Annotated in this window: 13 protein-coding genes; 7 read left to right on the forward strand and 6 right to left on the reverse strand. The window is 32.1% G+C overall.

Annotated features, from left to right (window positions below; all coding sequences use genetic code 11):
• Window positions 1–120 precede the first annotated feature (120 nt).
• Window positions 121–738 (reverse strand): hypothetical protein, encoded by a 618-nt coding sequence (locus tag ACN0TY_RS13210; protein ID WP_417444868.1) that lies wholly within the window; start codon window positions 736–738, stop codon window positions 121–123.
• On the reverse strand, window positions 738–1,232 hold the full coding sequence (locus ACN0TY_RS13215) for an RNA polymerase sigma factor (RefSeq protein WP_236958998.1): 495 nt from the start codon (window positions 1,230–1,232) through the stop codon (window positions 738–740). Before ACN0TY_RS13215 ends, ACN0TY_RS13210 begins: the two co-directional genes overlap by 1 nt.
• A 288-nt stretch (window positions 1,233–1,520) precedes the next feature.
• Here ACN0TY_RS13215 and ACN0TY_RS13220 point away from each other — a divergent pair, with 288 nt between their 5' ends.
• The gene (locus ACN0TY_RS13220) at window positions 1,521–2,837 is read left to right on the forward strand and encodes an NAD(P)/FAD-dependent oxidoreductase (protein WP_417444869.1); all 1,317 of its coding nucleotides are present in this window, start codon (window positions 1,521–1,523) and stop codon (window positions 2,835–2,837) included.
• A gap of 23 nt (window positions 2,838–2,860) precedes the next feature.
• Here the strand turns inward: ACN0TY_RS13220 and ACN0TY_RS13225 are convergent, their stop codons facing one another.
• Together ACN0TY_RS13225 and xerD are read right to left on the reverse strand one after the other, a co-directional pair.
• Window positions 2,861–3,808 (reverse strand): aldo/keto reductase, encoded by a 948-nt coding sequence (locus ACN0TY_RS13225; protein ID WP_417444870.1) that lies wholly within the window; start codon window positions 3,806–3,808, stop codon window positions 2,861–2,863.
• A 75-nt stretch (window positions 3,809–3,883) separates the two neighbouring features.
• The gene (gene xerD / locus ACN0TY_RS13230; RefSeq protein WP_236959001.1) at window positions 3,884–4,786 is read right to left on the reverse strand and encodes a site-specific tyrosine recombinase XerD; all 903 of its coding nucleotides are present in this window, start codon (window positions 4,784–4,786) and stop codon (window positions 3,884–3,886) included.
• A gap of 215 nt (window positions 4,787–5,001) precedes the next feature.
• Between xerD and ACN0TY_RS13235 the strand changes: the two genes are divergently transcribed.
• The 3 genes from ACN0TY_RS13235 (at window position 5,002) to ACN0TY_RS13245 (ending at window position 6,884) form a co-directional block, all read left to right on the forward strand.
• Window positions 5,002–5,577 (forward strand): porin family protein, encoded by a 576-nt coding sequence (locus ACN0TY_RS13235; RefSeq protein WP_417444871.1) that lies wholly within the window; start codon window positions 5,002–5,004, stop codon window positions 5,575–5,577.
• Window positions 5,578–5,670: 93 nt separating this feature from the next.
• The gene (gene aroQ, locus ACN0TY_RS13240; protein WP_236959004.1) at window positions 5,671–6,087 is read left to right on the forward strand and encodes a type II 3-dehydroquinate dehydratase; all 417 of its coding nucleotides are present in this window, start codon (window positions 5,671–5,673) and stop codon (window positions 6,085–6,087) included.
• 47 nt (window positions 6,088–6,134) lie between these two features.
• The gene (locus ACN0TY_RS13245) at window positions 6,135–6,884 is read left to right on the forward strand and encodes a diphthine--ammonia ligase (RefSeq protein WP_417444872.1); all 750 of its coding nucleotides are present in this window, start codon (window positions 6,135–6,137) and stop codon (window positions 6,882–6,884) included.
• A 94-nt stretch (window positions 6,885–6,978) separates the two neighbouring features.
• Here ACN0TY_RS13245 and ACN0TY_RS13250 read toward each other — a convergent pair whose 3' ends face one another.
• Together ACN0TY_RS13250 and lpdA are read right to left on the reverse strand one after the other, a co-directional pair.
• A complete protein-coding gene (locus tag ACN0TY_RS13250) occupies window positions 6,979–7,599 on the reverse strand; it encodes a porin family protein (protein WP_417444873.1) in 621 nt (206 codons plus the stop codon).
• Window positions 7,600–7,919: 320 nt separating this feature from the next.
• A complete protein-coding gene (gene lpdA / locus ACN0TY_RS13255; protein ID WP_417444874.1) occupies window positions 7,920–9,311 on the reverse strand; it encodes a dihydrolipoyl dehydrogenase in 1,392 nt (463 codons plus the stop codon).
• Between the two features lie 239 nt (window positions 9,312–9,550).
• Here lpdA and ACN0TY_RS13260 point away from each other — a divergent pair, with 239 nt between their 5' ends.
• The 3 genes from ACN0TY_RS13260 (at window position 9,551) to ACN0TY_RS13270 (ending at window position 12,199) form a co-directional block, all read left to right on the forward strand.
• On the forward strand, window positions 9,551–11,059 hold the full coding sequence (locus tag ACN0TY_RS13260) for a carboxypeptidase-like regulatory domain-containing protein (RefSeq protein ID WP_417444875.1): 1,509 nt from the start codon (window positions 9,551–9,553) through the stop codon (window positions 11,057–11,059).
• A 97-nt stretch (window positions 11,060–11,156) separates the two neighbouring features.
• On the forward strand, window positions 11,157–12,005 hold the full coding sequence (locus ACN0TY_RS13265) for a VOC family protein (protein WP_417444876.1): 849 nt from the start codon (window positions 11,157–11,159) through the stop codon (window positions 12,003–12,005).
• Window positions 12,006–12,019: 14 nt separating this feature from the next.
• A complete protein-coding gene (locus ACN0TY_RS13270) occupies window positions 12,020–12,199 on the forward strand; it encodes a hypothetical protein (protein WP_417444877.1) in 180 nt (59 codons plus the stop codon).
• Window positions 12,200–12,310: the final 111 nt, after the last annotated feature.

Consider the following 12,310-nt stretch of genomic DNA (forward strand, 5'->3'; position numbering starts at 1 on the left):
GAGTTAGACTTAAGAGAGCTCTAGATATAAAATAAAAACCTTTGCAGATTTACTTCTTAGCTAATCTGCAAAGGTTTTTTATTTAAAGCAATTAGTTTCAACCTAAAAACTTTATTAGAATTAAACATCCATTCTTTTAAGTTCTTTATAATTTCTTTTTAAACGTCTCATTAAGATTCCATAAAGCAGGTAATAAATCCCTAAAAAGAGGGCTATAAAAAGGATGGTCGCAATTATAGAGATTCCAAAAATAATCAGGTAATCTGTAGTGTCTGCTGTTTCGGTAAATTTAGTCCAACCTCCTTGTTGTTGTATGGATAGGTAAATTATTGAAACTATAAATAAAATACCAGCAAAAGTTAAATTGAATATTATATACCGGCGTACGGTTTTCCTTGCTTTAATAATACTTTCTAATAAGCCTTTTACTGAAGATGTTGTAGATACTTTTTTATAGTTTTTATAAAATTGATAAATAAAGAATAGAATTACGATGATAGAACCATACGTGAAATAGTTTAGAAATGGAGGTAACATCTTTTCTTGTTCAAGGGAAGGATGGTAAAAGATACTCATTAGGATTCCTAATCCTAATTCGATTATACTGATGTAAAAAATCCATTTTATAGATGAAGAAGATTTTTTCAACATCATACTATATATATCCTCATAGGAAAGTTTAGGAAGATCTTTTTCCTTTTTCTGCCAATCCTTTTTTAAAAATTCTAATTCGTCCATTAGGGGTTAAGTGTATTTTTTAGTTTTGTTTTAACTCTATTCATCTTCACTCGGGCATTTACCTCAGAAATACCCATTGTTTCAGATATTTCTTTGTAATTTTTATCTTCTAAATACAAAAACACAAGCGCTTTCTCAATGTCATTAAGTTGCTTTATAGCATCATACATTAATTTTAGTTGCTGTTCTTCGGTATCATCATAGTCAATTGCTTTGACTTTATGGATTACCGAATCAAAATCCTGTGTGTGTATTTGACGTTTTGATTTTCGATATAATGTAATTGCTGTATTTAATGCAATTCTATACATCCATGTACTAAACTTAGCGTCTCCTCTAAATTTTGGATATGCCTTCCATAACTGTATGGTAATCTCCTGAAATAAATCGTTATGAGCATCAGTATCATCAGTGTAAATCTTGCATATTTTATGCACGATATTCTGATTATCCTGTAATTCTAAAACAAATTTATGTTCGAGTTCTTTGGTCACAAAAGGTAATTAGGCAATTAAGCACACTTTGTTTTAATGTAAACTTATAATGTGTGTTAATGAGTTAGTAGGTAAAGATAGGAGTTTGTTACAAGTTTAATATAATTTATTTCGACTCCTATTCAATCTATTAAGCTCTTGGGATATATTTATGGATATATTGAATTTTCTCGAAGAATAACTTTAAATTTGAGAAACACAACATTATTAAGCTTTTTAAGTAAAGTAATTACAGATGTAATCTCATTTTATTGAGATTAATTTATAGAGAAAATAACTATTGTATATATGAATATACCTCAAACTAGCTACCCACGAGTTGTTATTATTGGTGGAGGATTTGGAGGCATTGCTTTGGCAAAAAAACTAGCAAAACAAGAAATGCAAGTTGTATTGCTAGACAAACATAATTACCATACTTTCCAACCCTTGTTATATCAAGTTTCTACGGGAGGTTTAGAGCCAGATTCTATAGCTTATCCTATTCGAAAGATACTTTCTAAATATCCGAATTTTTATTTTCGTTTGGCAATGGTAAAAGGTGTAGATTCAGAAAAAAATACATTGGATACAGATATTGGACCTCTTAAATACGATTATTTAGTATTAGCTACAGGTTCTACAACTAATTTCTTCGGAAATAAAGAGATCGAAGCCAATAGTATGATAATGAAAACGGTTCCTGAAGCATTAAACTTAAGAAGTCTTATTCTTGAAAATTTTGAAGAAGCCTTGCTAACAGATAGTATGGACAGGCAAGATGCTTTAATGAATTTTGTAATTGTAGGTGCTGGTCCCACAGGAGTAGAGCTAGCCGGTGCTTTGGCCGAAATAAAAAGAGGAATTCTACCTAAAGATTATCCAGATCTTGATACGCGGAGAGCGCAAATAAATATTGTGCAGTCTGGAGATAAGTTATTAAAAGGGATGAGCGAAAAAGCTTCCGAAAAGGCTGAGGATTACTTAGAAGAATTGGGAGTGAATGTATGGAAGAATACACGTGTTACCAGCTATGATGGAGATTTAGTAACCACTAATACAGATCTAACATTCCATACAGCCACTTTAATATGGGCAGCTGGAGTAAAAGGAGAAACTATAAAAGGAGTTGATGGTAAGGATAGCATCACTTTTAGTAATCGTATAAAAGTAAACGATTATAATCAAGTTGAAGGATTTAAAAATATTTTCGCAATAGGTGATATTGCCTGTATGGTTAGTGATGATTTTCCTGCGGGACATCCTATGGTAGCGCAAGTAGCTATTCAACAAGGAACGCATTTGGGAGTTAATTTGGTGGCTTTTCTAGAAGATGAAAAGGTAATGAAACCATTTGTTTACAAAGATAAAGGAACGATGGCTACCGTTGGAAGAAATAAAGCGGTTGTAGACATGCCTAAATTTAAATTTCAAGGGGTATTCGCTTGGTTTGTTTGGATGTTTGTTCACTTATTTTTTCTAATCGGTTTTAGAAACCGAGTAGTAGTATTTATAAATTGGGTATACAATTATATTCGTTTTGACAGAGAAGCACGTTTGATAATAAGGCCTTATAAAAAGGAAAAAACAAAAGTTGTAAAAATGAATGCGGTAAAAACAGAATAGTTTTACCGCATTTTATTTATAATCTATTCATCATATATATTTTTATAGGGACCTCCTGGAACTTCAAAAAAAGTAGCGTCTACATATCTGTAACCTTTATCTAATGTTTTTATCTGTTGTAAATCCTTTTCAGTAAGTTCTATTTTATAACTATCTAAATTTTCTTTAATTCTCTTTGGATTAGTAGATTTAGGAATTACAGATGTTCCACGACTTAAATGCCAGCTAATTAAAACTTGTGCAGGAGAGCAATCGTGAGCCATAGCAATTTTTGAAATCACCTCATTTTCTAATAAATTTGGCTCATCGTCTTTCTTCATTTCTTGAGAGCGATCTCCAGAGCCTAAAGGAGAATAGCCAGTTAGAATTATAGAATTGTTATTACAGAACTCCAAAAGTTCCTCTTGATGGAGTAAAGGATGTAATTCCACTTGGTTTACTTCTGGCGGAAGTGTAGCGTCTACCAATAGGCTTTTTAATTTTTTTAAACTAAAATTAGAAACGCCAATACTTTTTACAAAGCCTTTGTTGTATGCTTCTTCCATTTTTTTCCAAGTTTCAATTATTGGAGCCTCTTCTGGAGTTAAAAATTCATCTGCTTTACTAGCAAATCCAACATCTGCTTTAAAAGCTACTGGCCAATGTATTAAATAGAGGTCGAGATAATCTAATTGTAAATCTTTTAATGTCTTTTGTAAAGCGGGAATTACTTTATCGCTTTCATGAGCATTATTCCATAGTTTTGAAGTAATCCATAAATCTTCTCTTGCAACAAGACCTTGTGCAAATGCAGTTTTAAGTGCTTCACCAACTTCGGCTTCATTACCATATACGGCGGCACAATCTATATGCCTATATCCAGATTTTATAGCTTCTATTACCGCTTCTCCTACTTTTCCTGGTTCAGATTTCCATGTTCCAAGTCCTATTGCAGGTAGTTTTTGGTCATTTTTTAATGTATAGAATTTCATAGTCTTTATTTTAATTTATTGTATGTAACTCTATAAAGTTCATTATAATATTGGAGATATTGCAATAACAAAAAGTTAAAAATCTTTTCTAGGGTGGTGTTTTTCGATTGTATTAGCAAGGTCATTTCTATCTAAATGCATATAAACTTCTGTTGTAGTTATGCTTTCATGACCCAACATCTGTTGGATGGCTCTTAGGTCTGCTCCTCCTTGTAATAAGTGAGTAGCAAACGAATGTCGGAATGTATGTGGGCTGATATTTTTTTTGATGCCAGCTTTCTCTGTTGCCCTTTTAATTATTGTAAAAATCATGGCACGTGTTAAGTTTTTCCCTCTTCTGTTTAAAAAAACAAAATCTTCATAACTTTTCTGAACATTAATATGTGGCCTTACATCGCTAATATAAATATCGATGTACTTTATAGTAGAAGAGGCTACAGGTACAAAGCGTTCTTTATCACCTTTACCACTAACTTTTATAAACCCTTCTTCAAAAAATAAATCAGATATTTTAAGATTAACCAATTCAGAAACGCGAAGCCCACAGCTATACAAAGTCTCTAACATCGTACGGTTGCGTTCTCCCTCTGGAGTGCTTAGGTCTAACGTAGCTATTATTTTATCTATTTCTTCAATGGCAAGTGTGTCAGGAAGCTTTCTTCCTATTTTAGGAGACTCGATAAGTTCCATTGGATTATCTGTTCTATAGTCTTCAAAAATGAGATAGTTAAAGAAGCTATTGAGTCCTGAAATGAGTCGCGCTTGTGAGCGTACATTTATATTTTTTGCAGTTTCATAAATAAATTCCTGAAGCGTATCAGTGTTTATTTTAATTGGAGAAACTTCCATTTCATGGAGTTCTAAAAACTTAATTAGTTTTTTTATGTCTAGGCAATAATTACTTACAGAGTTTTTAGATAAGCCTCTTTCAATCTTTAAAAAGTTCTGATAATCTATAAGTGCTTGGCTCCATTTCATAATGTGAAAGTACTAATTATTACGATTTGATTTAAAGATTCTGATTTAGAATTAATTTTTATTCAAAGTTGAGATGAGTAATTATTATCCTTAGTTGATGTTAAGGCGATTGACTTTCATTTTAAGAAACATTAGTAAGTAATTAACAATCTGATAACACGAATTTGTAGTCCGATTGAATAGCTTAGCACTATAAACCAATAAAAAATAATAGAATGAAAAAATATTTTTTAGCAGTATTAGCTATAGGAACGTTTGCAATATCTCAAGCTCAAGACGTTCAATTTGGAGCAAAAGGAGGATTTAACTTTGCAAAAATTAATGGAGATGAAACAGATAATATAGACACAAGAACCTCTTTCCATGTAGGTGCTGTCGCAGAAATCCCGTTAAGCGAACAGTTCTCTTTTCAACCAGAAGTGTTGTACTCTTCTCAAGGAGGGAAACAGGATGATTTAAAACTAAAGCTAGATTACATTAATGTTCCTTTGATGGCAAAATATTATGTTGCTGATGGATTAAGTTTAGAAGCGGGTCCACAGATAGGGTTCCTTGTTAATGATGAGGTTTCTTATGATGGAGACGAATTTGATGCTGACCTAGATTTAGATGGAAGTTACAGTAGTGTTGACTTTGGATTGAATTTTGGACTCGGATATAAATTTGATAGCGGATTATTTTTGAATGGTCGTTATAATTGGGGTTTATCAAATATTCTTGATGGTGATTTATCTGATGATTATGACCAGAATAATGGTGTTTTCCAAGTAGGGGCAGGGTTCTTCTTCTAGAATAGCAAACAATATAAAATTAGTTTAAAACGGAGGCATTAGCTTCCGTTTTTTTATGCTAATTTTTTTTACTTTTACGGAAAAGACTACCACATGAAACTTATCATTATCAACGGACCAAATTTGAATCTATTAGGGAAACGAGAGCCTGAAATCTATGGTTCGCAAACTTTTGAAGATTATATGAGAGTGCTTCAGCAAAAATTTAAAGGAGTTTCTATAGCATATTACCAATCGAATGTGGAGGGAGAATTGATTAATAAGTTACATGAGGTAGGTTTTGAATATGATGGAATTATTCTTAATGCAGGAGCGTATACTCATACTTCTATTGGTATTGGAGATGCTATAAAAGGTATTACAACGCCGGTTGTAGAGGTTCATATATCTAATACTTTCGGTAGAGAGGAATTCCGTCATCAATCGTACATATCTCCAAATGCAAAAGGAGTTATTCTTGGTTTCGGGATGCAGAGTTATGATTTGGCTATTCAAAGTTTTCAGAATTAATAAACAAAAGCTTAAAATAGCTTTCCCCAAATATATAATACTCATATATGCCTTATAAAACTTATTTTAATTGGAGCACAGGAAAAGACAGTGCTTTGGCTTTATATAAAATACTTAAGAATCCTAACTTTACAATTGATAAATTGGTTACTACTATAAATTCGGATTTAGATAGGGTTTCTATGCACGGGCTTCGGAACGAATTATTATTTAAGCAAGTAGAAAATATTGGGATTCCTTTAAAAACAATTGCTTTATCAGGAAATGTTTCTATGTCATCATATGACAGGACGATGAAACAAGCGATGAATGAATTAAAGTCAGAAGGTTATACACATGCTGTTTTTGGAGATATTTTTTTAGAGGATTTAAAAACGTATCGTGAAGAGAAATTACAAGAAGTTGGTGTTAAATCTGAATTCCCTTTATGGAAAATAGATACCAAAGCTTTGATTGAAAATTTTATAGCGCTTGGGTTTAAAGCAATCACTGTGAGCGTTAACGCTAAGTTATTAGATAAATCTTTTGTAGGGAGAATTATAGATCAGCAATTTATTGACGATTTACCAGCTGAGGTAGATGTTTGTGGAGAAAATGGAGAATTCCATACGTTTGTCTTTGATGGCCCGTTATTTAAGTCGCCAGTTTCTTTTAAGATAGGCGAGAAGGTTCTAAAAACATATACGCCTGCAAAGAGTAATAATGATAACTGTTTTAAGGACGATGAATGTTTTAAAGATGAGAAAGAAGTAACATGGGACACTTCTTTTTGGTATTGTGACTTACTCCCCGAATAAAATAAATATGCCCCGTAAAGAAATCTTTACGGGGCATGTAAATCTATAAATGAAAACGTTAATTAAGTAAAATTCAATATTAGTTTATAGATTTCTAGAATTTATAACCAAATCCAACTTGGAACGTGTGGTTTTTAAACTCTTGATTGTCCATTTGAGCAATGTCAATAACTCCAAGGTTGTAACGTCCGTCAAAGAAAAGTCCGTTATTAAGCTCATACCCTAAACCAAAGTTTACACCAAAGTTTACATCTGTTACAAACTCATTGATGTTTGTTGTTGTTTCAGCTAATTCGTAACCGTTACTTCCACTTTCTACTTCTTGCTCTGCATTTAAAAGGAATCCAACTTGTGGACCAACTTGAACATTTAAACCTTTGTATACTCTATATTTAAGCATAACAGGTACATTTAAATACTCTAATCTTACTGTAGTTTCTAAAGAGTTAACTCCAGAAGCATCAAAAGTTTTAAAAGTTTCATGAGCTCCTTGTGAAGAGTACAAAACCTCAGGTTGAATAGAAACTCTATCAGAAAATGCATATTCAGCAAATAAACCTCCGTATAATGCAACTCTAGCATTGTCTACATCGCCATTGTCTCCACTAATATTAGAGAAGTTTGTTCCCCCTTTAATACCGTAATTAAAACCTTGTGCGTTTGTAGTAGCTATAAAACCAAATACAGCTACTGCAATAAAAAATAATTTCTTCATGTTCGATATTTTTTAAATTCGACAGCAAATGTATGTAGAAAAAATACTTCTATATAGTGATTTTAATCACGTTTTATAAAAAATATTATAGAGTATTATCTGTCAGTGTTTTATAGAAAAAAATTAACATATTTTTAGTCTCTATATCCAGCTTTTACGCTGTTAAATACTGTTAATATTGAATTAAAGGGATGTTAAAACATCTTTCTTGAGACTTTACATGTAAGAAGTTTGTTCGTTTTAGGGCATAAAAAAAATGCTGTTTGAGTGTATATACTCAAACAGCATTTAGAAAATATGTGTTTTAATATTATATAATACTATAGGTGAATTACTTCATCATAAGCATCTGCAACAGCCTCCATAACAGCTTCACTCATTGTTGGATGAGGGTGAACTGTTTTAAGTACTTCATGTCCTGTTGTTTCTAGCTTTCTTGCAATAACAGCTTCAGCGATCATATCAGTAACGCCAGCACCAATCATATGGCAACCTAGCCATTCACCGTATTTCGCATCAAAAATAACTTTTACAAAACCATCTGGTGTTCCAGCAGCTTTTGCTTTACCACTTGCAGAGAATGGGAATTTTCCAACTTTAATGTCAAATCCTTTTTCTTTAGCTTGTTTTTCGGTAAACCCTACAGAAGCGATTTCTGGTGTACAATAAGTACATCCAGGAATATTACCGTAGTCTAAAGCTTCTACATGCATTCCAGCAATTTTTTCAACACAAAGAATTCCTTCTGCTGATGCAACGTGTGCTAATGCTTGTCCAGGAGTAACATCTCCAATAGCATAATATCCTGGGATATTAGTTTGGTAGTAATCGTTAACTAAAATTTTATCACGGTCTGTAGAAATTCCCACATCTTCTAAACCAATGTTTTCGATATTGGTTTTAATTCCAACTGCAGAAAGAACAACATCAGCTTCTAAAACTTCTTCTCCTTTTTTAGTTTTAATGGTTGCTTTTACTCCATTTCCAGAAGTATCTACTTTAGTAACCTCTGCTGAAGTTTTTATTTTCACTCCTGCTTTTTTGAAGCTTCTCTCTAATTGTTTAGAGATATCTTCATCTTCTACAGGAACAATATTTGGTAGGTATTCTACAACGGTAACCTCAGTTCCCATAGAATTATAAAAACCAGCAAACTCAATACCAATCGCTCCACTACCTACAACTATCATTTTCTTAGGTTGCTTAGGAAGTGTCATAGCCTCACGGTATCCAATTACTTTTTTTCCATCTTGTGGAAGGCTTGGTAATTCTCTAGAACGAGCACCAGTAGCTATAATAATATGGTCTGCACTATACTCAGTAGTTTTCCCATCTTTATCTTTAACGTCTACTTTTTTTCCAGATTTTAGTTTTCCAAAACCTTGGATAACATCAATCTTATTTTTTTTCATTAGGAATTGAACTCCTTTGCTCATTCCTTCAGCGACACCTCGACTTCTTTTTACAATAGCGTCGAAATCTTTGTCTACATCGCTTACCTTGATACCGTAATCGTCTGCATGTTTTAAGTATTCGAATACCTGAGCCGATTTTAAAAGGGCTTTTGTAGGGATACATCCCCAGTTCAAACATACACCTCCAAGGCTTTCCTTCTCAATAACAGCGGTTTTAAAACCGAGTTGCGAAGCGCGAATGGCAGTTACATATCCTCCTGGACCACTACCCAAAACGATTACATCGTATTTACTCATATCGTAGATTTTTTATTTATCTGAAATTTTGCGGTTACGAAGTTACGGAATAACTTTCTAAAGGGTAAATTTTTTTGAGAAATTGGAAGGTTCTTAATTAACGAGTACAAATTGGTGATTATTATAACGATATGTACTTTTTATAGAAGATGTTAAATAGTTATAAAACTGACCTAACAAAACTATAAAAGAGAGTATATTATTCAGTATATATGCTATTTTCGATTAAAATCTATTATATGAAACACATTTACTTATCATTTTTCTTTTGTTTAATAGCGCTTCATAATTTGTTCTCTCAAGAAGCGATTACAGCCAAGGTTGTAGATGCCAAAACTCAAGAACCCATTCCTTTTGTTACCATTTCTTATAATGACAAGAATGGAGTAATAAGCTCAGATACTGGAGACTTTACTTTGTATATAGATGAGGTGGTTTCAGAGACTGATTCCTTGTTTATAAGTTGTTTAGGTTATAATGAAGTTCGTTATGGTGCTAATGATTTTTCTGATAAAATTATTCAGTTAGAGACAAAGGAAATAGAGCTTGATGAGATTGTTTTGTTGAATAAAAATTATTCAGTAGAAGAAATTTTAGACAGGGTGAAAGATAGTTTAGAAATGAATTATGATACTGACTATGTTGAGCAAAAAGTATTTTTTCGAACTTCAGACTATACCAATGTTCAAAATAAAAGTGTAAAGATAAAAGAAAGCTCAATTCCAGAAATTAATCAGCAGTTTACAGACAGTTTAATAATGGCGGTACCAAGTAAATCGTCGTATCATACTGAAATTTTAGGAGACCTTTATGTCAAAATGGAGGAAGATAACCAAACTTCTAAATTGGCGATTTTAAAAGCTTCAGAATTATATGATAAAAATAATCAGCTTTCATTTAAAGGAGTAGAAGAGAAGTTACAAAATATAATGCGAAAGCATGTAAAACGCGATTCTTACTTTAAAATAAAATCAGGCCTTATTGGTGCGAAATCGGATATCGATTCTTCAGTTTTTGCTGATAAAGAGTTGGATACACTTATGGAAGCCAAACTCAAGAAGGAGAAAGAGAGAAAAGAGAACTTTTTAAAATATAGATCTTCTTATATGAATATAATTTTAAAGCGAAATTTTATATATGAAGATAGCGACCTAAATTTTATTCATAAATCAAGGAAGTATGATTTTGTTTTGGAAGAGCTATTGTACTTAAAAGACGACTTGGTGTATAAAATAAGTTTTGTGCCAGATGGAGGAGCAGATTTTAAGGGTATGATGTATGTGAATGCCGATGATTATGCTATTGTAAGACTAGATTATGAAAATATAAAACCTTTAAAAAATATAAATCTCTTTGGAGTTTCTTATAAGGATTACCTTTTAAAAGGGACATTTCTATATACTAAAAATGACAGAGGAAAGTATAGTTTAAAATATCTAGAAGAAAATAGTGGAGAGATAGTAGGTTTTGATAGGCCTGTAACTATTATTGAAAAGAATAAAAATGTAAAAGGTAGAAGAAAGCAAAATGAGATAGCAACAGATGTAGATTTTACGCTTCAGAATTCAGTTAAAGTGGAATTAGTAGTTTTTGAATGTAATCCAGTCGATAAACAACAGTTTGAAGAATTTACTCCTGAACCTACAGTAATTCCAACATATTTGCCAGATTATGACTCATCATTTTGGGAGGGATATAATATTATAGCACCAAACGAAGCTATTAAAGAGTTTAAAAGTATTGATTGATGAATGTTTTATGATTAGGTGATACGTTGTGTAAATCAAGTGATTAAGTTACTTTTTTTGTATAACTTTACTATTATAGATTAAATTAAAATAAGTTATGAGAAAAAAAATTATTGCTTTTGTAGCATTATTGCTAACCGTTCAGTTTGGCTTTTCAAGAAGTTATGAGGCGCCAATTCCTGTTGCAGAAACATATTTGCAAACAAATGGGGGGATTGTATGGTATAATCTAGTGACTCCAAATATTAGTGAATCTAAAGCCTTTTATGCTAAAATTTGTAAGTGGACTTTCAAGGATATTAATAAGAAAGGTCAAAACATTAGTATTATTTCTAATAATGGAAAACCCATTGGAAGTATGATAGAAATAAAAAACGCGGATGCTTCGACATGGATATCATCTGTAAAAACTAATAATATAGATGCTTCTATAAGCAGCGTTAAAACCAATGGAGGTCGTGTTATAATCGATAAGTTCACAATAGGAGAAAACATAGGAAAGCAAGTAATAGTAGAAGGTCCTTTGGGAGAAAAAATGTCATTTATTCAAACTGACAATCCAGCTATGTCGTTATTAGAAAATGTAGAAGGAAAGTGGATTTGGGAAGAATTATGGAGTACAGATATTGATAAAAGCATAAATTTTTATACCAAAGTGCTTAATCTTGATGTTGCTTATACAAGAGATGATGATAGGGATTATTGGATTTTTAATGACAGCGATGATAAGAAAGTAGCGGGAATGATGAATAATCCACTTAAAGGAGCAAATACACAATGGGTGCCATATATTAAAATTTCTGATATTAACGGGGTATATCAAACTTTGCAACAAACCGATGCACATATTTATATCAAGCCAGATATGAATGTTAGGCAAGGAACTATTGTTGTATTTGAAGACCCTAATGGAGCAACCGTTTGTTTACAGAATTATAATAATTAAGAAAATCTAATCAGATGAAAAAAGTAATAACATTTTTAGCATTCGTTTTTATATGTTTCTCAGTTCTAAGTATAACATCTTGTGCTAATGCACATATTTCTAGTCATGCGGGAGTAGATGTTGTTTGGGGTTCACATGGTCCAAGAGTAGTGCCTAGCGTTGGCGTTGGAGTTTATGGAGGAGGGCGCAGATAATTTATAAAATATAAGTTTGACGATTTCAAATTGTTCTAAAATAAAAATGACTAGTTCTTAGCAGAACTAGTCATTTTTATTTTCATTTTTGAGTTTAATTAACTCAAAATG

The sequence above is a fragment of the Joostella sp. genome, assembly GCF_048266025.1.
GTDB lineage: Bacteria > Bacteroidota > Bacteroidia > Flavobacteriales > Flavobacteriaceae > Galbibacter > Galbibacter atrarenae.

Excerpts from the sequence above, each read along its gene's own strand:
- ACN0TY_RS13210 (WP_417444868.1), bottom strand. The coding sequence starts at position 738 with ATGGACGAATTAGAATTTTTAAAAAAGGATTGGCAGAAAAAGGAAAAA.
- ACN0TY_RS13220 (WP_417444869.1), top strand. The coding sequence starts at position 1,521 with ATGAATATACCTCAAACTAGCTACCCACGAGTTGTTATTATTGGTGGA.
- ACN0TY_RS13225 (WP_417444870.1), bottom strand. The coding sequence starts at position 3,808 with ATGAAATTCTATACATTAAAAAATGACCAAAAACTACCTGCAATAGGA.
- xerD (WP_236959001.1), bottom strand. The coding sequence starts at position 4,786 with ATGAAATGGAGCCAAGCACTTATAGATTATCAGAACTTTTTAAAGATT.
- ACN0TY_RS13235 (WP_417444871.1), top strand. The coding sequence starts at position 5,002 with ATGAAAAAATATTTTTTAGCAGTATTAGCTATAGGAACGTTTGCAATA.
- aroQ (WP_236959004.1), top strand. The coding sequence starts at position 5,671 with ATGAAACTTATCATTATCAACGGACCAAATTTGAATCTATTAGGGAAA.
- ACN0TY_RS13245 (WP_417444872.1), top strand. The coding sequence starts at position 6,135 with ATGCCTTATAAAACTTATTTTAATTGGAGCACAGGAAAAGACAGTGCT.
- ACN0TY_RS13250 (WP_417444873.1), bottom strand. The coding sequence starts at position 7,599 with ATGAAGAAATTATTTTTTATTGCAGTAGCTGTATTTGGTTTTATAGCT.
- lpdA (WP_417444874.1), bottom strand. The coding sequence starts at position 9,311 with ATGAGTAAATACGATGTAATCGTTTTGGGTAGTGGTCCAGGAGGATAT.
- ACN0TY_RS13260 (WP_417444875.1), top strand. The coding sequence starts at position 9,551 with ATGAAACACATTTACTTATCATTTTTCTTTTGTTTAATAGCGCTTCAT.
- ACN0TY_RS13265 (WP_417444876.1), top strand. The coding sequence starts at position 11,157 with ATGAGAAAAAAAATTATTGCTTTTGTAGCATTATTGCTAACCGTTCAG.
- ACN0TY_RS13270 (WP_417444877.1), top strand. The coding sequence starts at position 12,020 with ATGAAAAAAGTAATAACATTTTTAGCATTCGTTTTTATATGTTTCTCA.